We start from the raw sequence: 22,306 nt of genomic DNA on the forward strand, positions 1-22,306 counted from the left end.
AGCGGCATTTTAGCCCAATGCACTGCATCGGGCTGAGCGGTGTACCCCAGCAAAAAAGGCCGCTTGCGCGGCCTTTTTTGCTGGGCCCAGAAAGGCTCAGCCCTCGCCCACCACCGCCACGGTGATGTCGCAGGTGACGTCCGTGTGCAGGGCCAGGGTGACGGGGTATTCGCCCACGGCCTTGAAGGGCCCCTCGGGCAGGCGCACCTCGGCCTTGGCCACGGCGTTGCCCTGGGCATTCAGGGCCTCGGCGATGTCCGCATTGGTGACGGAGCCGAACAGGCGACCGTCCACACCGGCCTTCTGGCTCACGGTCACGGTGATGCCGGCCAGCTTCTCGGCACGGGCCTGGGCAGAGGCCAGTTTCTCGGCGGCCTGTTTTTCCAGTTCGGCCTTGCGCTCCTCGAAGGCGGCGATGTTGGCCTTGTTGGCACGCTTGGCCATGCCTTGGGGGATGAGGAAGTTGCGGGCGTAGCCGTCTTTCACCTTGACCACGTCGCCCAGGTTGCCCAGGTTGGCCACTTTATCCATCAGGATGATTTCCATGTCGTGCTCCTGATTAGCTGCTGTGTTGATCGGTGTAGGGCAGCAGGGCCAGGAAGCGGGCGCGCTCGATGGCGGTGGAGAGCTGACGCTGGTAACGGGCCTTGGTGCCGGTGATGCGGGCGGGGATGATCTTGCCCTGCTCGTTGATGAAGTCCTTCAGGACTTCCACATCCTTGTAGTCCACCTCTTTCACCTTTTCCACGGTGAAGCGGCAGAATTTCTTGCGGCGGAACAGGGCACCGCCGTTGGGGTTCTTGGGACGGGGCTTGCGTTTGATGAAAGCCATTTTGTTACTCCTCTATATAAAGCGAAGGGCCGCCCCGAGTTTTATTGCTCCCCTCGGGGGACGGAAACCGCGAAGCGGATTCCTAGGGGCTCTTCAAAATTCCGAATTCAGTTACATGCAGTTCGAGCTGATTGCCTTGCACGCTCTTGCGGTCCAGGAAGCCGACAAGTTTCAGGGCTGAGCCCTTTTCCACCTTTGCCAGGGCCTCGGCCACATTGCCGAAGGCCACCAGTTCCGTCTCCATCTCCACCGTCCGCTGGCGCCGGGCTTCTTCCTGGGGACCCGTATGGGCCACTTTCAGGCGAAGGGCGGCAATACCCGCGGGGGTGTGGCGCAGTCCGGCGTTGTCCAGCAACCGGGCAGTCAGCTCGAAACGATTCAGACCCTGGTTCAGGCGGCCTGCTCGGCAGCAGCTTCAGCGGAGCCAGCGCCTTGGGCAGCCATCAGGTTGCGGGCCTTCTCGCCCTTCATCATGGCGGAGGGCTCGGTGACCGCACCGTCGCGCACCAGGGTCAGGTGGCGCAGGATGGCGTCGTTGAAGCGGAAGCCGTGCTCCAGCTCGTTCAGGGTCTCCTGATCGCACTCGATGTTCATCAGCACGTAGTGGGCCTTGTGCATCTTCTGGATGGTGTAGGCCAGTTGCAGGCGACCCCAGTCTTCCAGACGGTGCACGTGACCGTTGCGTGCGGCGACCTGGGCCTTGTAACGCTCGACCATGGCGGGCACCTGCTCGCTCTGGTCCGGATGGACGAGGAAGACAATCTCGTAATGGCGCATTGAAACTCCTTTTGGGTAGAGGAACCATCGTTCCATTCAGCCGCCCCCGTGCGTTCGGAGTGCGGCAAGGCGAAAAAACCAAGCCCGCCGGGTTCAGTCCGGGCGGGCTCGGAGAGGGGCGGAATTCTATTTAATAATCAGGCGGATAGCAAGACAGTTCCAAGGCAATCCAACTCGGCGCCTTGCATCTTGCAGGCGCGCAGCGCCGACCTTGTAACTTGCACCTGCATTATGCAACGCAATCGACGTAATAACGGGTCTTGCCGCCGTCCTTGCCATTTTCCCGACCCTTCACCAGGCCGTGCACATCCGTCTCGAAGCCGGGGAACCGTTCGTTGAACTCCCGGGTGAACTGGAGATAGCGCACGATGGTGGCGTTGAAACGCTCGCCGGGGATCAGCAGGGGAATTCCCGGCGGATAGGGCGTCAGCAGGATGGAGGTGATGCGCCCTTCCAGGTGGTCGATTTCCACACGCTCGATCTCCTTGTGGGCCATCTTGGCAAAGGCATCGGCGGGCTTCATGGCGGGTGCCATCTCGGAGAGATACATCTCGGTGGTGAGGCGGGCCACGTCGTTGGCCTTGTAGATGGCATGGATCTGGCTGCACAGGTCTTTCAGCCCCACCCGCTCGTAAAGGGGATGCTTGGCCACGAACTCGGGCATGACCCGCCAAAGGGGCTGGTTGCGATCGTAGTCGTCCTTGAACTGCTGCAACTCCGTGACCATGGTGTTCCAGCGGCCCTTGGTGATGCCGATGGTGAACATGATGAAGAAGGAATACAGGCCGGTCTTCTCCACAATGACGCCATGCTCCGCCAGGTACTTGGTCACCACGGCGGCGGGAATGCCAATGTCCTCGGCGAAGTCCCCCGCCATGTTGAGGCCGGGGGTGATGATGGTGGCCTTGATGGGGTCCAGCAGGTTGAAGCCCGGGGCCAGGTCGCCGAAACCATGCCAGGCCTCTCCCGCCTTCAGCATCCATGCATCCCGCTCCTCGATCCCCTCCTCCGACAGGTCGGCTGGCCCCCAGACCTTGAACCACCAGTCCAGGCCCAGTTCCGTTCCCACCTTGCGCATGGCGCGGCGGAAATCCAGGGCCTCGGCAATGGATTCCTCCACCAGTGCGGTGCCCGCCGGCTCTTCCATCATGGCCGCCGCCACGTCGCAGCTGGCGATGATGGCGTACTGGGGTGAGGTGGATGTGTGCATGAGGAAGGCCTCGTTGAACACGTCCCGGTCCAGTTTGTGCTCCTTGGCGTCCTGCACCAGGATCTGGGAGGCCTGGGAGAGACCCGCCAGCAATTTATGGGTGGACTGGGTGGAGAACACCATGGACTCGCTGCAACGGGGCCGGTCGGCGCCAATGGCATGGTAATCGCCGTAGAAATCATGGAAGGCTGCGTGGGGCAGCCAGGCCTCGTCGAAATGCAGCGTATCGATCCTGCCGTCCAGTTCCTGCTTGATCTCCTCCACGTTGTACATGATGCCGTCGTAGGTGGATTGGGTGATGGTCAACACCCGGGGCTTGATGCCCTTGTCCTTGATGAACGGGTGGGCGGCGATCTTCTTCTGGATGTTGGACCACTCGAACTCCGCCTTGGGGATGGGACCGATGATGCCGTAGTGGTTGCGGGTAGGCATCAGGAACACGGGCAGGGCGCCGGTCATGATGATGGCGTGGAGCACCGACTTGTGGCAGTTGCGGTCCACCACCACCACGTCGTTGGGAGCCACGGTGGCGTGCCAGACGATCTTGTTGGAGGTGGACGTGCCGTTGGTGACGAAGTACAGGTGGTCGCAGTTGAAGATGCGCGCCGCGTTGCGCTCCGAGGCGGCCACCGGGCCGGTGTGGTCCAGCAACTGGCCCAGTTCCTCCACGGCGTTGCACACGTCCGCCCGCAACATGTTCTCGCCGAAGAACTGGTGGAACATCTGCCCCACCGGGCTTTTCAGGAAGGCCACGCCTCCGGAATGCCCGGGGCAATGCCAGGAATAGGAGCCGTCCGCGGCGTAGTGGGTCAGGGCGCGGAAGAAAGGGGGCGGCAGGGAGTCCAGGTAGGCATTCACCTCCCGCTTGATGTTGCGGGCGATGAACTCCGGCGTGTCCTCGTACATATGGATGAAGCCGTGCAGTTCCCGCAGCACGTCGTTGGGGATGTGGCGGGAGGTGCGGGTCTCGCCATAGAGGAAGATGGGGATGTCCCGGTTGCGGAAGCGGATCTCTTCCACGAAGGCGCGCAACTCGGCAATCGTGGACTCCGCCTCCTCGCCGGCGAATTCCTCGTCGTCCACCGACAATATGAAGGCCGAGGCCCGGCTCTGCTGCTGGGCAAAGGAGGCCAGATCGCCGAAGCTTGTCACCCCCAGGACCTCCATGCGCTCGTCTTCCAGGGCCTTGGCCAGGGCGCGGATGCCCAGGCCGGAGGCATTCTCGGAACGGAAGTCCTCGTCGATGATGATGACCGGAAAATGGAAACGCATGGCCTGTTCCTAATAAGGAGGCAAAAAGATTGCGCGGATTATAGAAAGCCCGCGCGACCGCGTTTGTTAAATCTTGGGCAGGGTCACGCCGGTCTGGCCCTGGTACTTGCCGCCCCGGTCCCGGTAGGAGGTCTCGCAGGGCTCGTCGCTCTCGAAGAACAGCATCTGGGCCACACCCTCGTTGGCATAGATGCGGGCCGGCAGGGGGGTGGTGTTGGAGAACTCCAGGGTCACGTGGCCTTCCCACTCGGGCTCCAGGGGCGTGACGTTGACGATGATGCCGCAGCGGGCATAGGTGCTCTTGCCCAGGCACACCACCAGCACATCCCGGGGGATGCGGAAGTACTCCACCGTACGCGCCAGGGCAAAGGAGTTGGGGGGGATGATGCAGAACTCGTCCTTCACCTCGACAAAGGAGTTGGGGTCGAAGTGCTTGGGGTCGACGATGGTGGAATTGATGTTGGTGAACAGCTTGAATTCGTCGGCACACCGTACGTCGTAGCCGTAGCTGGAGGTGCCGTAGGAGACAATCTTGTTGCCGTTGACGCTCTTCACCTGACCGGGCTCGAAGGGTTCGATCATGCTGTGTTCCGCCGCCATGCGGCGGATCCACTTGTCGGATTTGATGCTCATTGTCGTGCTCGGGAGGTTTCGAAAGGACGGCGATGCTGGCAGTGGCCGGCAGAAAATACACAGCGCGAACAATAGGGCCGGTCCGCGCCCCGCACAAGGCGTTCCCCGGAAAAATACCAATGCTGTCAGCAATAGTGCCCACGTCACTGACGTCGCCGCAGGCGAGGAATGGCACCTAGGGAGCGAGGATGAGATGAAATGAGCCCGCCGGCCTTCATGCGGCATATCTCCCGCCTGGGTATTGCCGCCATCGATGGTAGCGCCGAAACGAAGCCGCCCGCGACATGGACACCCCCGAAGCATGGATCGCGCGGCCGTCGCCGATGCCAGCCCGCTGATCGCCCTGGCGCGTCTTCGCGGGCTGGGCTGACTCGGGGCGCTGTTCGGCCTGGCCAGGCATCGTGGCCTGATACATTCCACTTGGGCGGCGTTCACGGAGCTGCTGCGCGGCGACTTCCGGATATCCAGGGAGGTCAGCCGGGCGAAGCTCAATTGAGAGGGCGAAGTTCACGTACCCCGCCCCTCCCGAGGGCTTCTTCGGCGCGGCGGGGGTAGATGCGCCGCGCTAAGTCCCGCGTGCCGCGCGCAGGGTGGCGAGGGCCTCCGGGAAGTCGAACGACGCCAGCTGGCGGGAGAAAGTGGCGGCCGACTCGCCCAGGGCTTGTGCCAGGGCCGACGCATATTCCCGCGCCAAGCGCACCGCCTCGGCATCGTGGCTTGCAAGCAAGATTTCAAGCCGGTCGAGCGCGTCCGCGTTGGCCGTCGTGGCCGGCGCGGTATTCGGTTCCTCGGGCAGGGTGGCAAAGACGCGGGACAGGGTCTCCTGTGCCGCTGCGAATTCATCGGCCAGGCATTTCGCCTGCTCGTCCCTTCCCTCGTGAACGGCCGCTTCCAGCTCCAGCGCCAACGCATGAAGACCCGTCAAGCCGAGCAAGCTCGTCGAACCCTTCATGTCATGGGCGATCCGCCTCGCCGTTTCGCGCTCATCCGCGTCCAGCGCCTGGCGAACCGACGGCATGGCTTGTGCGTGTACGTCGAAAAAGGTGTGCAGCAGGTTGCGCAGGAGGTCCCGGTTTCCGCGCACCGGGCGCAGCGCCTTTTCCATTTCCAGGCCTGGCAAGCCCTCCAGCGGGCCGGCCTGCACCATGGCGGGCGCCTCCTCAGGCGCCCGCCACCCCGATGCCGGCGCCTGAGGAGGCATGTCCGGAAGCCACTTCAGCAGGGTGGCGTAGAGCGCATCGGGATTCACGGGCTTGGCGACGAAATCGTTCATCCCGGCGGTGAGGCAGGCATTGCGGTCCTCGTCGAAGGCGTTCGCGGTCATCGCCAGGATCGGCTTGTCAGCCCATCCGGGCAGGGCACGGATTGCCCGGGTGGCGTCCAGACCGTCCATCACCGGCATCTGGACGTCCATCAGAATGATGTCATAGGGCGTTGCCTTGGCCTTTTCCACTGCTTCCTGGCCGTCCTCGGCGACATCCACGGCCAGGTCCACACCATTCAGCAATTCGACGGCCACCTCGCGATTGACCGCGTTGTCCTCCACCAGCAACAGGCGTGCGCCAGGTGCGCGGGCGCGCAGGTGGGCGTCGACCTCGTTCGTGTCCGGCCGCGTCTCTTCCAGGGGCACGCCGTGGCCGCGTCCGAGCCGGGCGGTGAACCAGAAGCGGCTGCCCTGGCCCGGTGAGCTCTCCACTCCGGCCTCGCCGCCCATCATACCGGCCAGGCGGCGGGTGATGGCCAGACCCAGGCCGGTGCCTCCGAAGCGGCGTGTGGTGGAGATGTCGGCCTGGGTGAAGGCCTGGAACAGGCGACCAAGCACATCCGGCGCGATGCCGATACCGCTGTCCTCCACCTCGAAGCGGATCAGCAGCCCGGCATCATCCTCTTCCAGCAGTCTGGAGCGCAGGACGATGCCCCCCGACTCGGTGAACTTGACCGCGTTGCCGGCGTAGTTGAGCAGGGCCTGGCGCAGGCGAGTGACGTCACCGCGCAGCCAGCCCGGCACCGAGTCGGTATCCAGGGTGACGGACAGGCCCTTGGTCCGTGCCGCCTCGCCGATCAGGGAACAGACATGGTCGAGCAGGGAGGACAGGGTGAAATCCGCCTGCTCCAGCTCCACCCGGCCGGCCTCGATCCTGGAGAGGTCGAGGATGTCGTTGATGATGGAGAGCAGGTGCGCGGCGGCGGCGTCGATCTTGTCCAGCCGCTCCGCCTGGTGGGGTGTGGCGCCGTCGCGCCGCAGCAGGTGGGAGAGGCCCATGATGGCATTCATGGGCGTGCGGATCTCGTGACTCATGTTGGCCAGAAAGGCACTCTTGGCCTGGTTTGCGGCCTCGGCGGCGGCACGCGCCTCGTCAAGCTGGCGGGTACGCTCTTCCACCAGCTCCTCCAGGTGGTGGCGGTGGCGGTCCAGTTCCTGGCCCATGTGTTTCTTCTCGGTGATGTCCTCCTTCACCGCGACGAAGTGGCTGATGCGCCCGTCCGGCTGGCGGATGGGGGAGATGGTGGCGATCTCGTAAAAAATCTCGCCGTTCTTGCGCCGGTTGATGAACTCGCCATGCCAGGACCGGGCCTGGTTCAGCGCGTCCCACAGGGCCGCGTAGTTCTCCGGCGGCGTCAGACCGGATTGCAGGATGCGCGAGTTGCGGCCCAGGATTTCCTCACGGCGATAGCCGCTGGTGTGCACGAAGGCGTCGTTGACGTACTCGATACAGCCGTCGGGGTCGGTGATGACGATGCTCTCCGGACTCTGCGCCACCGCCAGGGAAAGCTTGCGCAATTCATCCTCGGCGATCCGGCGCTCGGTAATATCGCGGTTGGTACCGCGCCGGCCGAGAAATGTCCCGTCCGCGGCAAAGATCGGCTTGCAGTGATGGGCGATCCAGCGAGTGGTTCCGTCGGTGTGGATGATCCGGCATTCCAGCTCCGTCTTGTCTTCTTCCGAGGCGCGGGCCAGGTGATCCCGATAGGCCGCGCGATCCTCGGGATGGATGCACTCCAGCATCCGCTCCGGGTCCGCCATGAAGAACTCCGGCGGATGGCCGGTCAACTTTTCGCAGGCCGGCGAGATATAGAGGTAGCGGCCGTCCGGGCCGATCCAGAATATGCAGTCTATGGCGTTTTCCGACAGGAGGCGGAAATTGGCCTCCGATTCCGCCAGGGCGGCGCGGGCCGCCTCGGCGCGGTCACGTGCGGCCTGGGCTTCCTCCATCAGGCGGAGCGCGTCCAGGCGCGCCTGCTTTTGCTGTTCGAGCAGTTCGGCCTGTGCCTGCTCGGCCTGCTTGTGTTCGGTGACGTCGCTGAACGCGGCGAGGACCCCGCTGACCAAGGCGATGCCAGATATCCGCATGATGCGTTCAGAGCCGTCCCGGCAGGCCACCCGGTACTCGCGCGGCGTGATGTTGCCTCCCCGCACGGGCGCCTCGGCCGCCAGGGCACTATTCCACAGGGCTTGCACCTGGGCGCGGTACGCGGAGTCGGGATAGGCCAGTCGCCACCAGTCGGACAAGGTGCGCAGCTCGTCATGACCGTAGCCGAAGACGTGGTCGAAGCTCAGGTTGCGGTCGACGATCAGGCCCGCCGCATCGACATAGGCCATGGGCACGGGCACCTCATGGAACAGGTGCCGGAAGCGCGCCTCGCTTTCCCGCAGGCCCAGGATGGCCGCGTCGAGGCGTTGTTTCACGGCGGCGATCTCCGTCACGTGAATGGGCGGGGCATTCTCCGAGGGCGAAGCCAGCCCCGCCATCTGTTTGCCGAGGCGCCGCCCGGCCAGCCTCCCCGCCGCCCGGCCGAGCAGGGTGGCGAGCAGCAGCGCGACCAGCAGGTAGGCGCCGGAATGCAGCAGCGGCGCCCGTTTCGCCGCGCGCGGAACCTCCAGCACCACCGACCAGGGCGCCGCCGTAAGCCGCGCCACATACCGGTCGGCGGCGTCCACGTCGCGCGCGGGATCGAACCCGGGCGGCGCGCGCCGCGCGATCTCGGCGCCGGTGCTGTCGAGCAGGGCCAACGACCAGCCGGAAGGCAGGGCCGCCTGATCGAGCCGCTCGCGGAAGTGGGTGGTTTCGAAGGTGGCCAGCACCAAGTGCCGCGCCCGGCCCTCCCGCACCCCGGGAACGGCGATGGCCACGATGGGCTGCCGCGCGACCGGCCCCACGAACACGTCTCCCACCGCCGGGCGCGCGCTCCCCAGGGCCAGGGGCGCGGCGGCGCGACCCTCGGGTTGCGGCAGCATGGGCAGAGGCGCACCAAACGGCACGCGGGTGTTGAACCGCATGTTGCGCCGGGCGTCGGCAAACACGACATGGTTGCCGAAGCCGGCCAGGAAGCCCTGGGCCTCGCGGTAGAGCACCGGCCAGGCTTTCGGGTCGTCGGCCAGGGGCGAGGCCGCCAGCATGCGCAGGGCATCGATGCGCGCGTTCAGGTGCTGGTCGATATGCCTGGCGAAATTATGCGCGAAATTACCGGCCTCCCGCGCCCGGTTCGCCTTCTGGGTGGCGACTTCGTCATAGGACAGCCAGCCGGCCAGGGCCAACAGGGGCGCCATGGCCAGCCAGACCAGGCGGCTCAGATAGACGGAGAGCGGGCGCGGGTTCATGGGCCTGTGACCTGGCGGCCGGGTGGATCGCGGTACGCCTCGGCGATGCCGACGAAGGTGTCGAAGTGGGCCAGGAAGGTGTCCGCCGCGTCGGGATCAAAGTGCTGGCCGCTCCCCGCCGTGATGATTTCGCGCGCCTCCGGGTAGGTCATGGGCAACTTGTAGACGCGCGGCGAAATGAGGGCGTCGAACACGTCGGCCAGGGCCATGAGGCGGGCGGAAACCGGGATGGCCTCGCCGGCGAGGCCGTCCGGATAGCCCGTGCCGTCCCATTTTTCGTGGTGCCAGCGGGCGATCTCCTTGGCCAGGCCGAGGAAGGCCACCGGCGTCACTGCGTCCCGCTCGGCCTGTTCAATGGCCTCGGCGCCCAGCCGGGCATGGGTGCGCATCACCGTCCATTCCTCGGGCGTGAGCGGGCCGGGTTTCAGCAGGATGGCGTCGGGGATGCCCACCTTGCCGATGTCGTGCAGGGGGGCGGAGCGGGCCAGCAGTTCGATGTACTGCCCGTCCAGGTCGGCCCGGAAGCGCGGGTGTGCGGCCAGCAGGCCAGCCAGGTGCCGCACATAGCCCTGGGTGCGCAGGATGTGGTTGCCGGTCTCCGGGTCGCGGGTCTCCGCCAAATGGGCCAGGGCGCGGATGCCCACGGTCTGCACCAGTTCGTTTTCCCGCATGCGCCGGTCCACCTCGGTTTCCAGCCAGGCGTTCTGGTCGCGCAGCAGGTCGCGCGACCGCTTCAGCGCCAGTTGTGCCCGTACCCGCGCCAGCACCACGGGTGGCAGGATAGGCTTGGTGATGTAGTCCACCGCGCCCAGATCAAAGCCGCGCAACTGGTCTTCCTGGCGGTCCAGGGCGGTGAGGAAGAGGACCGGGATGTCGCGCACGCGCGCGTCGCGGCGCAGGTGCGCGAGGACAGTGAAGCCATCCATGTCGGGCATCATCACGTCCAGCAGGATCAGGTCCGGTCGCGGCGCGACACCAGCCAGGGCCAGGGCCTGCTCGCCCGACTTGGCGGCGCGCACCTGGAATTCGGGGTGCAGCAGTTCACTCAGCACCGCCAGGTTTTCCGGGTTGTCGTCGACGATGAGGATCGTCGTGGTGCGCTGAGCAGATGATCCCGCGCATGAGTCGTTCATGTCCTGCCCCCAGCCTGCTGAGGCTGCCCCCGCGTAAATACTTCGTTCAGGTCAGACGGACGCCAGACCTGGTTCAAGGGACTTGCCCTTTACCTGTATATCGGTTTGGACTTTTCAGAACGCAGGGCCGGCATCCCGAAGATGCCGGGAATTTTTCCCGGACGCGCCAGGGTGCTGATCCTAGGCAACTCCCTTTCCCGGTGGCTGCGCTGCGCTTATCCACATGAGGTCTGCCACGCCGGAGATGAAGAGTATTTTTCCCGACCTTGCTCGCCTACCATGGCACTGTTGCCCCGGAGGCCAGCCCCATGCCAACCCGCCGAACCCGACATGCCACATCCCTGGCCCAGGCCGTGCTCGACGCCGTGCCCGTGCATGTGGCGGTGCTCGACCGGGCCGGGGTGATCGCCGCAGTCAACACCACCTGGCGGCAGTTCGCGCGGGATAACGGTGCGGATCTGTCCATGTCCCATTCCGCTGAAGGTGTGGACTACCTGGCGGTCTGCCGGGCGGCGCGTGGTGAATCCTCGGAAGGCGCGCTGGAGGCGGCAGAGGGCATCCAGGCGGTGCTGGATGGGCGTCTTGCCGATTTCAGCCTGGAGTACACCTGCCATTCCCCCGGGCGGCAGCGCTGGTTCGTCCTGATGGTGAATCCGATGCGCACACCGGTGGGCGGCGTGGTGGTTGTGCACGCCGACGTGACGCAGCGCAAGCTGGCGGAGCTTGCGTTGCTGGAGAGCGAGACACAGCATCGCAGCGTGCTGCAGGACCAGACTGAGGTGATCAGCCGTTTTCTGCCGGATGGCACTTTCACCTTTGTCAATGAGGTGTACTGCCGTTTCTTCGGCAAGACCGCCGGGGAACTGCTGGGCCGGCGCTGGCAGCCCGTGGCTCATGCGGACGATCTGCCCTTGATCGAGGCCCGGCTGGCGGAACTCTCGCCGGCCAATCCGGTGGTGACCATCGAGAACCGGGTGTATGCCGGCGATGGCAGGCTGCACTGGATTGAGTTCGTCAACCGCGCCCTGTACGACGATACGGGACGCATCCGGGAGATCCAGTCGGTGGGCCGTGACATCGGCGAACGCAAGCGCATGGAACAGGCGCTGCACGGCACCCATGTGCACATGCGCCTGATCCAGGAGGCCGCCCATGTCGGCACATGGGAATGGGACATGACCAATGGGGAACTCGCCTGGTCGCCGGAGATGCTGCGGCTCTATGGCTACACGGAAGCGGATTTTCCCGGCGACTACGCCGCCTTCTCCCGCCGCGTCCATGCCGAGGACCTGGCGCGTACGGAACGTGAATTGGACGCGGCGGTGGCCGAGCAACGTCCCTTCGCCATGGAGTTCCGGGTGCTGCCGCCCGGCCGCGAGTCGTGCTGGGTGTTGGCCCGCGGGGCAGTCGAGTACGATGCATACGGCAAGCCGGTACGCATGTTCGGCGTCAACATCGACATCAGCGCGCGCAAGGCGATGGAGGCGAGGAAGGACGCCCTGGTGGAGGAGATTGCCCGCCTGAACCGCGAGTTGCTACGAGTCCAGGAGCGGGAGCGCACCGCCCTGGCCAAGGAACTGCACGACGAGTTGAGCCAGGAGATCGTCGCCATCCGCGCCCATGCCGGGGCGATCCAGCGCCGCGGCGGGCGGAAGGTCGGCCGCACCCGTGAAGACGCCGCCGCGATCGTCGAGGCGGCGGGCCGCATCTACGACGTCTCCCACCGCCTGATGGACGGCCTGCACCCCCGCATGCTGGACAGCACCGGGCTGGTCGATGCCCTGCTCGGCCACCTGGCGACCTGGTCGCAGCGCAATCCGGACATCCGCGTCATCGCCCGGCTGACCAGCGCTGGCCTGCCATGTCCCGAGGAAGTCCGCATCCAGCTCTTCCGCATCGCCCAGGAAGCCCTCACCAATGTCGCCCAACATGCCCGGGCCCGCCATGTCCGGATGTTTCTCGGCGTGCGCGCGGGGCCGGACGGCCGCCTCTTGTGCCTGGTGGTACGCGACGACGGCCGGGGCATCGCGGCGACGGGTTCGGGGACGGGCTATGGCCTGTTGACCATGCGTGAGCGCGCCCGAGCGGTGGGCGGGGCGCTGGATATCCGGAGCTGGCCGGGCCGGGGGACGCGCATCGCCGTGGACACGCCGCTTCCGGATTGAACTCAGGGTGTGATAACGCCCATGCGGATGGCCATGCGGGTCAGCCCGGCGGTGTCCGCCACCTTGAGCTTGGCCTTGATGCGGGTGAGATGGTTGCGTACGGTCTTTTCGCTCAGGCTCAGAATGCGGGCGCATTCCAGCGCGCTCTTGCCCTGGGCGGTGAGCAGCAGGATTTGGAATTCCCGATGGCCCAGTTCCTCCAGGGGCGTCGACTCCCGCGTGGCCTGCTTGCGCACCATGCCGTGGATCATGTCCGGACTGACGTAGCCCCGTCCACGCGCCACCTCGCGGATGCCCTGAATCAGCGCCTCGACGGAACTGCCCTTGGTGACATAGCCCAGGGCACCCAGGGCAAGGGCGCGGTGCAGCATGATCTCGGAGTCATGCACCGTGTAGACCAGCACCCGCGCCTGGGGGTCGAACTGCACGATGTGGCGCAGCGCCTCCAGGCCGCCATAGCCTGCCATGGAAATATCCATCACCACCACGTCGGGCCGGTTCGTGCGATACCAAGCATAAGCCTCTTCGCCACTGGCGAGGTCGGTTATCACCGAAATATCTCTCTCCCCGGAAAGCAGGCTGCGAAGACCGGTACGCAAGGCCGGATGGTCGTCGATCAGGAGCAGGCTGTAGGTCATGCGCCGCAGTATCGCGCTCAGCAAACTGTAGTGCCCCGAATATTACCGTCGATCCGTTATCTCAACAGGGTCAGCCACCTTCCCGGGAGCAAACAAAAGGCGCCGCAAGGCGCCTTTTCAAGCCCGTGACGGGAACGGTCAGTTGTTTTGAATCACGATGCTGGGGAACTTGGAGCTGTGGTCCACGGCCAGGTCGCCCACCTTCACCGCCACGCGACGGGCAATCTGGCGGTAGATCTGGGCGATGCGGCTTTCGGGATCGGCCACTACGGAAGGCTTGCCGGTATCCGCGTCCTCACGGATGTGGATGTCCAGGGGCAGGCCTCCCAGGAACTCCACGCCGTAGTCCTTGCACATGCGCTCGCCGCCGCCCTCGCCGAAGATGCGCTCCTCGTGGCCGCAGTTGGAGCAGATGTGGAGGCTCATGTTTTCCACGATACCCAGGATGGGCACGCCCACCTTCTCGAACATCTTCAAGCCCTTGCGCGCATCGATGAGGGCGATGTCCTGGGGCGTGGTGACGATGACCGCGCCGGTGACGGGCACCCGCTGGGCCAGGGTCAGCTGGATGTCGCCCGTGCCCGGGGGCAGGTCCACCACCAGGTAGTCCAGGTCGCTCCACTTGGTGTTGTTGAGGAGCTGCTCCAGGGCCTGGGTCACCATGGGACCACGCCACACCATGGGGGTCTCCACGTCGATGAGGAAGCCGATGGACATGGCTTGCAGGCCATGGCCCACCATGGGCTCCAGGTTCTGGCCGTCGGAGGATTCGGGGCGGCCGTGGATGCCCAGCATGGTGGGCTGGGAGGGGCCATAGATGTCGGCATCCAGCATGCCCACCTTGGCGCCCTCGGCGGCCAGGGCCAGGGCCAGGTTCACGGCGGTGGTGGACTTGCCCACGCCGCCCTTGCCGGAGGCCACGGCGATGATGTTCTTCACGCCCGGGATCAGCTTCACGCCCTTCTGCACGCTGTGGGCCAACACCTTCCAGGTGACGCTGGCGTTGGCGGTGGCGCCGGTGGCGGCCTTTATTTTGTCCTCCACCATGGCCTTGATCTCGCTGGAAACCATCTTGGCGGGATAGGGCAGCACCACGTCCAGGGTGACCTTGTCCCCGTCCACCTTGATGTTCTTCACGGACTTGGTGGCCATGAAATCCTTCTGGGTATTGGGATCGATGAGTTCTTTCAGGGCGGCTTGCACCTGTTGTTCAGACACAGACATGGTTTACCTCAACAATGGAAAATCAGGATGGAGGGGCGTTCACAGGCCAAAATGAAGGCTGCTGCACCGATTTCAAGCCCGTATGTAGCCATTCCGCTAATTGTTGACTATTTTACTCAAATAATACGGGCTTGCCCCCTACCCGGACGGGTAGGAATGAAGCGTCACTCACAGACGTCCAGACGGCCATCTTTCCAGCATAACTTGCGCGACTTCTTGGCGGGCTTGGGCTTGCTGGCGACGACGCTGGATCGGGTGGAGGGAGCCTTTCTGGCCTGGACCTTGGGGCCGGGCACGGGTGCCTTGGCCGGCATGTGCAAAACCTTGGTCTCCCTGGCCACCTCGGGCTGCTCGGCCACGGGGGACGGAACCGGCTTGATTTCGGCCCTGGGCTGCTCCTCGGGCTGTGGCGCGGACTGGACCTCCTGCAGCGTCTCCGTTTGGGGAGCGGGTACCGGTTTCTCCGCAGCGGGTTCCGGCTCCCGGGCGGCCATGTCTGGCACTGTCATTTCGGGCCGGACCTGGGATTCCTGGGGCGGAGTGACCTGGGGCGGAGTGACCTGGGCCGGGGCTGCCAGTTGCATGGCCGCCGGCCCGGAAGCCGCCTCCTTGGCAACCTCTGATTTGTGGACATCCCGGACCTGGGGCGGGATTTGATCGGACGCGTGCTTCAGCTCGGGCAGCGTCACGATACCCGGGGCAGGGGCATACCAGAACCAGAAGGGCATGGGGAAAGGCACCTGCTGGGGAGACAGGAAACGGGGCGGCATGGGCTGCAGGGGGGCCGGCACCACCCAGTAGGGCACGTAGGGCATGGTATTGACCGGCCACGGCAATTGCTGGGCCATGACCTGACCTCCAGCGAGGAAGCCCACCGCCCCCGCGATCCATTTATTCATGCTATCAACCCCCTTGATTTGGGTGATGGGCCACCAGTTTCAACTCCGGCACGTGCACCCGCAAGGCACCCACCACCCGGAACATCAACCCCGGCCGACACTGCAGGGAAACCCATAACACCCTGAGATTCACATTGAAATCGGCGAAGGCCACGCCCTCGCCAAAACGGGCCAGAACCCCGTGGATGACCCGGGCCACCACGGCCATCTCCTGGCTGGAACGCCCCTTGAGACCTGGGGCCATCATCATGAAGTCCGCATAGGCCCTTCCTGCTCCGTCGCGCTTGGGCACTATCTTCCACAGCGGCTCACCCCGTCCCCACTGGCCGGCGTCACCGGGCAGGCTGGGAGACCTAGGAACCAGGGCCATGTCGCCCTGCTACCGCTCCAGCACCACGCCCAGCTCGGCGAAAGTGCTGGCCACGCCCTCCACCTCCACCTGGGTACCCAACTGGCGGTTGATCTGGGAAATGGAGAACAGGCCCCGCAGGATCTGGCCCCGGTCAGGCATACGTTCCACCGCCAGGGCGTGCTGGCGGCCATGGGCCTTCAGGGTGGTGACGATGTCCCCCACGCACGCGGATTGCAGGTCGTCCATGCACAGCACCTCAAGTCGCTCCCTGGGCGTCATGATGTCTTTCACCATGACGTCGGAATGGCGGATGCCCTGGGTCTGCACCACCTGCATGGGCTTTTCCCCGGTGAGGTCGGTGGAGGTGATGAGGCCCAGGATGTGGTTCAGGTCGTCCACCACCAGCAGCATGCGCACGCCCCGGTGGATCATCTTTTCCCGCGCAGCCTCGATGGTCTCCAGGGGAAAGATGGTGTAGGCGGTGACCACCTTGAAGTCCGTCATCACGTTGGCCATGGGGTCGTCCATGGAGACCCGCTCCGGCAACACCTGCCTGGGCTTGTGGAAAGTGGCCCCCTTCTGCAGGGGAGCCGAGGAAATCACGTTGTAGGTTCTGTTCATGCTTGGCTGTGCAAATGGTGGTTAAACATCATCCCTGGCCGGGACCCTGGGCACGCATGGCCAACAGATAGGGGTGGCGGTGGTGTCCATGGCGATCCTCCTGCCCCAGGTAGCGTTCCAGTTCCGACAAGGCCGAACGATAGACCTCCCGCTTGAACTCCACCACGGCCTCGGCGGGCTCCCAGTAGTCGCTCCAGCGCCAGGCATCGAATTCCGGGTGCTCCGAAGCCCGCAGGCTCACGTCGCAATCCCGCCCCACCAGGCGCAACAGGAACCAGATCTGTTTCTGGCCCCTGTAATTGCTGCGCCATTCCCGCCGCACCCAGGTCTCGGGCACGTTGTAACGTAACCAGTTGCGGGTGCGTCCCAGTATGCGCACGTGCTGGCGCGCCAGGCCCACCTCTTCCATCAACTCCCGGTACATGGCCTCTTCCGGGGACTCGCCATGCTTGATGCCGCCCTGGGGAAACTGCCACGCATCCTGGCGTACCCGCTTGCCCCAGAACACCTGGTTGCGGGTGTTGCACAGGATGATGCCCACGTTCGGCCGGTAACCGTCTCGATCGATCATGGCCGCCTCGATTCAATAGTCAACTGCTTGGGATTTTCCCACCCTCGCCCCTATATGGAAAGACGGCCCCCGGGATGGGTATGGGGGTTACAGCAGGAAAGCGCTGTCGGATACGGCATTCCAGTTGCGCAGCCGGGACAGGAAATCCTCCATTTCCAGCCCCAGGCTGGCGCCCAGCCGCTGGGCCTGTCGGGAGAGCACGGCGAAGGACAGGTCCGGCGGGGTACCGGGAAAGGCGAAGACGATGATGTTGCCCTTGCGTTCCGACGGCAGTCGCAGCAGCCGGTTGCCGAACACCTGGCCCAGGCGATCGAAATAGATGGGGAAGGACTGGTCCGAGCCCCACAGGTTGAATACCGCCACTCCGCCCGGACGCATCATGGCCAGGCAGGCGCGATAGAAGTCCTCGCTGGCCAGGGCCTCCACGATGCGCTTGGCGTCGTAGCCGTCCACCAGCAGCACATCCACGCTAGCCGGGTGGCCGTGCACGTAGGCGGCGCCGTCCTCCACCCTCACCGCAAGGCGCTCGTCATCCGGCGGCAGGAGGAAGAAGGATCGGGCAGCATCCACCACTTCCCCATTCACCTCCAGGGCCGTGAGGCGGGTATCCGGCAGGTGGCGGTGGATGAACTTGACCAGGGAGCCACCCCCCAGGCCGATTAGGGCCATGTCCCGGGGCTCGGGCCGGAACAGCAGGAAAGCCATCATGGCCCGGGTGTATTCCAGTTCCAGGGCCCAGGGGTCCCGCATGCGCATGGCGCTCTGGACCGCCGGACCGCCCAGGTGCAGGAAACGCACCCCATGCTTCTCGCTGATCTGGACCTGGGCGTGGGAAGGATCCCGCCTGCGGCGGCGACCGAAGAAACTCACTGCACTGCCCTCCTGACACGCCGTGAAATCCGTCCAGGGCGGGCCATCAATGCCCCGTCGGCAACGGCTGCACCCAGGAGCGCCATCCTCCCCAGGGGAGGGTGAGCTCCCCCTGGGGAGGTCCGGGAGGGGATGCTCATGCCTCCCGTTCCGCCAGCCATGCGTCGAAATCCCCCGCCTCCAGGGGTCGGGTCAGGTGATAACCCTGGGCCACGTCACAGCCATAGGCCGCCAGGCGCTGCCACTGCTCGGCGGATTCCACGCCCTCGGCTACCACGATGAGTCCCAGGGTATGGGCCAGGTCGATGGTGGACTTGACGATGGCGGCGTCCTGGCCCGCATCCAGCATGCGCAGGACGAAGGCCTTGTCGATCTTCAACTCATGCACCGGCAGGCGTGAGAGCTGGGCCAGGCTGGAATAGCCCGCGCCGAAGTCGTCGATGGACAGGGGCACACCCAGGGCGGCGATGGCATCGACGACACCAACGGCCGTGTCCGGATCGTCCATGAGGGCGCTCTCGGTGATCTCCGCCACCAGGGCCGAAGCCGGCAATCCGTGCCGAGCAAGGGCAGCGGTGATCTGCTCCACCACCTCGCCGTCAGCCAGGTTGCGGGCGGACAGGTTCACGCTCACGGCGATGTCACGCCCTTCCTGGCGCCAGCTGGCCGCCTGGGCCGCGGCGGCATCGATAACCCAGCGGGTGAGGGGACGGATCAGGGTGGACTGCTCGGCTGCGGCGATGAACTCATCCGGGTAAATTACCCCGTGCACGGGGTGGCGCCAGCGGAGCAGCAACTCGCAGGCCACCACGCGGCCGTCGGACAGCCGGGCCTGGGGCTGGAAGCAGGCCACCAGCTGGCCCGCCTCGATGCCGGCGCGCAGGTCGTTGAGCAGGGCCAGGCGCCGCCCCCCGCCCGCTTCGAATTCAGACTGCCAGGCCACGTGGGAACCCGCACTGCCCATGGCCCGCTGCATGGCCAATTCCGCCCGGCGCAGGAGGATTTCCGCGTCTCCGCCATCCTGGGGGCTCAAGGCGCTGCCCAGGCGCAGGCCCAGGTCGTAGAGCTGGCCCCGCCATTCCACGGGGGTATCCAGCACCGACCTGACCCGGTCCAGCCAATCGGCCTGGGTCAGATCGCCGGTCAAGGGGCAGAAGAACGCGAACCTGTCGCTTCCCAGGCTGGCCGCCTGCCAGTCCTCCCGCCCCAGAATGCGCTGGGCCAAGGCTTGGGCCAGCCCGTCCGCCACGGCAAAACCCAGGCCGATGTTGACGGCCCCCAGGCGCGCCAGACCCGCCACCAGCATCAAGCCGGGTTGTCGCCTGCCGGCCAGCCTGTCGTTGACGTGGGTGACGAAGTGAGCCCGGTTGGGCAGGCCCGTGAGGGCATCGTGGTAGGCCAGGTAGGCAATCTGCCGTTCCCGGGCGGCGATCTCATTGGCCATGCGGTTGAAGCCCTCGGCCAGCACCCCCAGCTCGTCCTTGCTCTTAAGGTTGACCCGGGTGTCGTAATGTCCCCGGCCCAGCCGGCGCAGGGCGGTCACCAGTTCCTGGATGGGCAGGGTCAGGCGCCTGGACAGCAGGGACGAGCCGTAGGCGAAGGCCGCCAGGGCCAGGGCGGAAATCAGCAGCAGGGTGCCCCGCAGGCGTGCGTAGGGCGCCAGGGCCTCGTCCAGGGACAGGGTCAGGCCAGCCACGTAATCCAGGGCGGAAGCGGAATCCAGCCTGACGAAATGGGCCCAGTACTCGCCACCGCCCACCCGCACCCGGCGCATGCTGTAGTCGTCGCCATGGAATTCGGACAGCCAGGCCCCGGCCTCCTGGCGCATGTCCCCCGTCAGGGAGCTGGCCAGGAGGCGAGCACCTTCGTCCCCCACGCTCATGAAGTTCACCGCCACTCCGGTGAGGGCCTGGAACTCCCGGGCAGTGCCGTCATTCACGGGGAACCCCAGGGCCAGCCAGGCGGCCCGCTTGGGCGCCAGCACCGGCGCCAGCACCACCTGATAGGCCTGCTGTTCCAGGCGCACGTAGCCGGATGCCCCACCCTGCCCTTCCGCCACCTGGATCATGCGCGGACAGGGGAAGGGGGCTCCGAAGCTGGCCTTGGCGCCGGTGCTGACCAGGACGCGGCCATCCAGGGACACCAGCATGGCCATGTCCGCCTTGAGCCGCCTGGCCTGGCTGGCCAGGGTGGATTCCACGGCGGCCAGGTCGGCCTGGTGGAGGGCCTCCTTGAAGGCCGCGTTGCCTGCCAGCACCTCGGCCCCCTGTTGCAGGAAAGCGGCACGCCGGGCCATGAGCTGGGCGAAGGTCTTGCCGGCCAGGTTGAACTCGGCTTCCACCTGGGTCCGGGCATTGGCCAGGCCGGCCCGGTAAACGGCAAAGAGCACGGCCCCCAGCACCACGATCAGCAACAACAGGTACACCACCATCATGCGGGTGCGGATATGCCTGAAGGTGGCCATGTAAAGGGATCGCTCCATCAATGGTATCGGCTGCGGCGAGGGGCCGCCGGTCGATACATACCAACTTGTTGTGACGAGCACGTATTATTGACCGAAAACCCTATCGCGCCCCCGGGAAACACCATGCTGGACACCGCCTTGCCACGCCGTATCGTGCCCGTTCTGGCAGGGGGCGGCACTCGCCTCCCCGCCCATGTGGGTGTCCTGGCTGCCCTGGAGGAGATGGGCATGGAATACAGGCACGTGGTGGGTGTTTCGGGGGGTGCGGTGGTGGCCAGTCTGGCGGCGGTGGGCCATGGCGTGGAGCACATGAAGGACCTGTTCCGGGACGTGGACTTCAAGCAGTTTCGCGGCATGTCCCTGGCCAACCTGCTGCTGCACGGCGGCCTCTCCAACGGCAAGCGCTTCCTGCGCTGGCTGGACGGCGAACTGGAGGGCCGCCGCTTCCGCGACCTGGACGTGGACCTGCACGTGGTGGCCACGGACGTGCGCGCAGGCAAACCCGTCATATTCGACAAGGCCGGCCACCCGGACCTGGAGGTGGCCAGGGCGGTGATGTACTCCATCTCCATCCCCCTGGTTTTTCCCTTCCACCACCATGGCGAGCACATCCTGGTGGACGGCAGCATCCTGGCGGAGGACAGCCTGTTCAGGGACTGGGCGGGAGACGGCACGCCGGTGATGTGTTTTCGCATGCGGGACGACAAGGGCACGGCCAACCACCCCACCCGCCGCATCCTGCCCGTGGCGGACTACATGTTCATGCTCATGCGCACCTTCATGACCACCCTGTCCCGGGAACACCTCACCGATACCCTGTGGCACAACACGGTGGTGATCCGCACCGACGGCCTGTCGCCCCTGGAATTCAACATGAGCCCGGAACAGAAGGGGCAGCTGTTCCAGGCGGGCTACGACACCACCCGCCAGTACCTGCCCCGCAAGCTGGAAAAGCGCCAGATAGCCCCTTAACCCCGGGGGACCGAAGCGAGTCCGGGGCCCGGCCCTCTCCGCTGCTGTATCCAGGGCTCCGCGCCCGATTTCCCCCGGACTAGGCTTTGCCTCCCCCGGGCTACGGGGCCGTGCTGCCCCCCAGGTGTGCTGCCACCAGGGCAGCCGCCTGCTCCGCCAGGTCCGCCGCCTGGCAATCCAGCGCCACCGCGCCCTCCCAGCTCCGCAGCCAGGTGAGCTGGCGCTTGGCCAGCTGCCGGGTGGCCGCCCTGCCCCTGGCCGCCAGCTGGGCCGCGTCGATCTGCCCTTCCAGGTACTCCCAGGCCTGGCGGTAGCCCACGCAGCGCATCGACGGCAGGCCGACCTCCAGGGGATGGCGCAGCTTCAGGCCGCGCAATTCATCCACCAGGCCAGCCTCCAGCATCAGGTCGAAGCGCCGGTTGATGCGGTCGTGGAGCCAGGCCCTCTCCCCGGGCACCAGGGCCAGCTCCAGCAGGCGGTAAGGCAAGCGCTCACTCACGTCTCCCCTGCCCAGGAGCGCGGACATGGGCTCCCCCGTGGTCAGGCACAACTCCAGGGCCCGCTGGATGCGCTGGCTGTCGTTGGGCTTGAGCCGGGCTCCAGTCCCCGGATCCAGGCGGGCCAGTTCGGCATGCAGCGCCGGCCAGCCCTCCCGGGCCGCCCGGTGCTCCAACTCGGCCCTCAGTTCCGGGTCTGCCCGGGGCAGTTCGTCCAGCCCCCCCTTCAAGGCCTTGAAGTAGAGCATGGTGCCCCCCACCAGCAGGGGCACCCGGCCCCGGGCGGTGATGTCCGCCATGAGCTCCAGGGCATCGGCCTTGAAGCGGCCGGCGGAATAGGCCTTGGTGGGGTCGATGACGTCGATGAGGTGGTGGGGCGCCCGGTCCAGGGTGGCGGCATCCGGCTTGGCGGTGCCGATGTCCATGCCCCGGTACACCAGGGCGGAATCGACGCTGATGATCTCCAGGGGCATCGTGGCGGCAAAGCGTTCCACCAGGGCCACGGCCAGGTCGGTCTTGCCGCTGGCGGTAGGGCCCATGACGCTGATGGCGGGAGGCAGTCTGGAGGACATGCCT

Annotated in this window: 19 protein-coding genes; 2 read left to right on the plus strand and 17 right to left on the minus strand. The window is 65.8% G+C overall.

Annotation, left to right across the window (positions count from 1 at the left end; all coding sequences use genetic code 11):
* Nucleotides 1–96: 96 nt before the first annotated feature.
* The 8 genes from H6935_07590 to H6935_07625 form a co-directional block, all read right to left on the minus strand.
* Nucleotides 97–546: a 50S ribosomal protein L9 gene (locus H6935_07590; GenBank protein MCP5278207.1), complete on the minus strand. Its 450-nt coding sequence runs from the start codon at nucleotides 544–546 to the stop codon at nucleotides 97–99.
* A gap of 13 nt (nucleotides 547–559) precedes the next feature.
* Nucleotides 560–832: a 30S ribosomal protein S18 gene (locus H6935_07595; protein MCP5278208.1), complete on the minus strand. Its 273-nt coding sequence runs from the start codon at nucleotides 830–832 to the stop codon at nucleotides 560–562.
* Between the two features lie 82 nt (nucleotides 833–914).
* Complete coding sequence (locus tag H6935_07600; GenBank protein ID MCP5278209.1) at nucleotides 915–1,187, minus strand: primosomal replication protein N; 273 nt, start codon at nucleotides 1,185–1,187, stop codon at nucleotides 915–917.
* 35 nt (nucleotides 1,188–1,222) lie between these two features.
* The gene (gene rpsF, locus H6935_07605; protein ID MCP5278210.1) at nucleotides 1,223–1,609 is read right to left on the minus strand and encodes a 30S ribosomal protein S6; all 387 of its coding nucleotides are present in this window, start codon (nucleotides 1,607–1,609) and stop codon (nucleotides 1,223–1,225) included.
* 229 nt (nucleotides 1,610–1,838) lie between these two features.
* The gene (locus H6935_07610) at nucleotides 1,839–4,091 is read right to left on the minus strand and encodes an arginine/lysine/ornithine decarboxylase (protein MCP5278211.1); all 2,253 of its coding nucleotides are present in this window, start codon (nucleotides 4,089–4,091) and stop codon (nucleotides 1,839–1,841) included.
* Nucleotides 4,092–4,157: 66 nt separating this feature from the next.
* Nucleotides 4,158–4,724, minus strand: a complete 567-nt coding sequence (locus tag H6935_07615) for a dCTP deaminase (GenBank protein MCP5278212.1) — start codon at nucleotides 4,722–4,724, stop codon at nucleotides 4,158–4,160.
* Nucleotides 4,725–5,289: 565 nt separating this feature from the next.
* Nucleotides 5,290–9,324, minus strand: coding sequence for a PAS domain S-box protein (locus H6935_07620; protein ID MCP5278213.1), 4,035 nt, complete (start codon nucleotides 9,322–9,324; stop codon nucleotides 5,290–5,292).
* Nucleotides 9,321–10,457, minus strand: a complete 1,137-nt coding sequence (locus H6935_07625; GenBank protein ID MCP5278214.1) for a two-component system response regulator — start codon at nucleotides 10,455–10,457, stop codon at nucleotides 9,321–9,323. The genes H6935_07620 and H6935_07625 overlap by 4 nt, the downstream gene beginning before the upstream one ends.
* A 308-nt stretch (nucleotides 10,458–10,765) precedes the next feature.
* Here H6935_07625 and H6935_07630 point away from each other — a divergent pair, with 308 nt between their 5' ends.
* Nucleotides 10,766–12,622 (plus strand): PAS domain S-box protein, encoded by a 1,857-nt coding sequence (locus H6935_07630; protein ID MCP5278215.1) that lies wholly within the window; start codon nucleotides 10,766–10,768, stop codon nucleotides 12,620–12,622.
* 2 nt (nucleotides 12,623–12,624) lie between these two features.
* Here H6935_07630 and H6935_07635 read toward each other — a convergent pair whose 3' ends face one another.
* The 8 genes from H6935_07635 to H6935_07670 form a co-directional block, all read right to left on the minus strand.
* Entirely contained in the window at nucleotides 12,625–13,260 is a 636-nt protein-coding gene (locus H6935_07635) for a response regulator transcription factor (protein MCP5278216.1), read from the minus strand.
* 138 nt (nucleotides 13,261–13,398) lie between these two features.
* Entirely contained in the window at nucleotides 13,399–14,484 is a 1,086-nt protein-coding gene (gene apbC, locus H6935_07640) for an iron-sulfur cluster carrier protein ApbC (protein ID MCP5278217.1), read from the minus strand.
* Nucleotides 14,485–14,648: 164 nt separating this feature from the next.
* On the minus strand, nucleotides 14,649–15,383 hold the full coding sequence (locus H6935_07645; GenBank protein MCP5278218.1) for a hypothetical protein: 735 nt from the start codon (nucleotides 15,381–15,383) through the stop codon (nucleotides 14,649–14,651).
* A 4-nt stretch (nucleotides 15,384–15,387) separates the two neighbouring features.
* Nucleotides 15,388–15,753 carry a hypothetical protein gene (locus tag H6935_07650; GenBank protein ID MCP5278219.1) on the minus strand — a complete coding sequence of 122 codons (366 nt, stop codon included), beginning with the start codon at nucleotides 15,751–15,753 and terminating at the stop codon, nucleotides 15,388–15,390.
* Between the two features lie 9 nt (nucleotides 15,754–15,762).
* The gene (locus H6935_07655) at nucleotides 15,763–16,356 is read right to left on the minus strand and encodes a CBS domain-containing protein (GenBank protein MCP5278220.1); all 594 of its coding nucleotides are present in this window, start codon (nucleotides 16,354–16,356) and stop codon (nucleotides 15,763–15,765) included.
* A 28-nt stretch (nucleotides 16,357–16,384) separates the two neighbouring features.
* Nucleotides 16,385–16,927 carry an RNA pyrophosphohydrolase gene (locus H6935_07660; GenBank protein MCP5278221.1) on the minus strand — a complete coding sequence of 181 codons (543 nt, stop codon included), beginning with the start codon at nucleotides 16,925–16,927 and terminating at the stop codon, nucleotides 16,385–16,387.
* Between the two features lie 87 nt (nucleotides 16,928–17,014).
* Nucleotides 17,015–17,797: a spermidine synthase gene (locus tag H6935_07665; protein MCP5278222.1), complete on the minus strand. Its 783-nt coding sequence runs from the start codon at nucleotides 17,795–17,797 to the stop codon at nucleotides 17,015–17,017.
* Nucleotides 17,798–17,933: 136 nt separating this feature from the next.
* Nucleotides 17,934–20,279 (minus strand): EAL domain-containing protein, encoded by a 2,346-nt coding sequence (locus tag H6935_07670; GenBank protein MCP5278223.1) that lies wholly within the window; start codon nucleotides 20,277–20,279, stop codon nucleotides 17,934–17,936.
* A 105-nt stretch (nucleotides 20,280–20,384) separates the two neighbouring features.
* Here H6935_07670 and H6935_07675 point away from each other — a divergent pair, with 105 nt between their 5' ends.
* Nucleotides 20,385–21,233 (plus strand): patatin-like phospholipase family protein, encoded by an 849-nt coding sequence (locus H6935_07675; GenBank protein ID MCP5278224.1) that lies wholly within the window; start codon nucleotides 20,385–20,387, stop codon nucleotides 21,231–21,233.
* Nucleotides 21,234–21,333: 100 nt separating this feature from the next.
* On the opposite strand, the gene miaA is transcribed toward H6935_07675, so the two are convergent.
* The gene (gene miaA / locus H6935_07680) at nucleotides 21,334–22,302 is read right to left on the minus strand and encodes a tRNA (adenosine(37)-N6)-dimethylallyltransferase MiaA (GenBank protein MCP5278225.1); all 969 of its coding nucleotides are present in this window, start codon (nucleotides 22,300–22,302) and stop codon (nucleotides 21,334–21,336) included.
* Nucleotides 22,303–22,306: the final 4 nt, after the last annotated feature.

Origin of the sequence: Thiobacillus sp. (assembly GCA_024235835.1) — a bacterium.
Lineage (GTDB): Bacteria > Pseudomonadota > Gammaproteobacteria > Burkholderiales > Thiobacillaceae > PFJX01.

What these genes read in the sequence shown, in the direction of transcription:
- H6935_07625 (MCP5278214.1), bottom strand. Translation starts at nt 10,457, where the DNA reads ATGAACGACTCATGCGCGGGATCATCTGCTCAGCGCACCACGACGATC.
- H6935_07645 (MCP5278218.1), bottom strand. Translation starts at nt 15,383, where the DNA reads ATGAATAAATGGATCGCGGGGGCGGTGGGCTTCCTCGCTGGAGGTCAG.
- H6935_07595 (MCP5278208.1), bottom strand. Translation starts at nt 832, where the DNA reads ATGGCTTTCATCAAACGCAAGCCCCGTCCCAAGAACCCCAACGGCGGT.
- H6935_07670 (MCP5278223.1), bottom strand. Translation starts at nt 20,279, where the DNA reads ATGGAGCGATCCCTTTACATGGCCACCTTCAGGCATATCCGCACCCGC.
- H6935_07590 (MCP5278207.1), bottom strand. Translation starts at nt 546, where the DNA reads ATGGAAATCATCCTGATGGATAAAGTGGCCAACCTGGGCAACCTGGGC.
- H6935_07675 (MCP5278224.1), top strand. Translation starts at nt 20,385, where the DNA reads ATGCTGGACACCGCCTTGCCACGCCGTATCGTGCCCGTTCTGGCAGGG.
- H6935_07620 (MCP5278213.1), bottom strand. Translation starts at nt 9,324, where the DNA reads ATGAACCCGCGCCCGCTCTCCGTCTATCTGAGCCGCCTGGTCTGGCTG.
- H6935_07630 (MCP5278215.1), top strand. Translation starts at nt 10,766, where the DNA reads ATGCCAACCCGCCGAACCCGACATGCCACATCCCTGGCCCAGGCCGTG.
- H6935_07660 (MCP5278221.1), bottom strand. Translation starts at nt 16,927, where the DNA reads ATGATCGATCGAGACGGTTACCGGCCGAACGTGGGCATCATCCTGTGC.
- apbC (MCP5278217.1), bottom strand. Translation starts at nt 14,484, where the DNA reads ATGTCTGTGTCTGAACAACAGGTGCAAGCCGCCCTGAAAGAACTCATC.
- rpsF (MCP5278210.1), bottom strand. Translation starts at nt 1,609, where the DNA reads ATGCGCCATTACGAGATTGTCTTCCTCGTCCATCCGGACCAGAGCGAG.
- H6935_07610 (MCP5278211.1), bottom strand. Translation starts at nt 4,091, where the DNA reads ATGCGTTTCCATTTTCCGGTCATCATCATCGACGAGGACTTCCGTTCC.
- H6935_07650 (MCP5278219.1), bottom strand. Translation starts at nt 15,753, where the DNA reads ATGGCCCTGGTTCCTAGGTCTCCCAGCCTGCCCGGTGACGCCGGCCAG.
- H6935_07655 (MCP5278220.1), bottom strand. Translation starts at nt 16,356, where the DNA reads ATGAACAGAACCTACAACGTGATTTCCTCGGCTCCCCTGCAGAAGGGG.
- H6935_07615 (MCP5278212.1), bottom strand. Translation starts at nt 4,724, where the DNA reads ATGAGCATCAAATCCGACAAGTGGATCCGCCGCATGGCGGCGGAACAC.
- miaA (MCP5278225.1), bottom strand. Translation starts at nt 22,302, where the DNA reads ATGTCCTCCAGACTGCCTCCCGCCATCAGCGTCATGGGCCCTACCGCC.
- H6935_07635 (MCP5278216.1), bottom strand. Translation starts at nt 13,260, where the DNA reads ATGACCTACAGCCTGCTCCTGATCGACGACCATCCGGCCTTGCGTACC.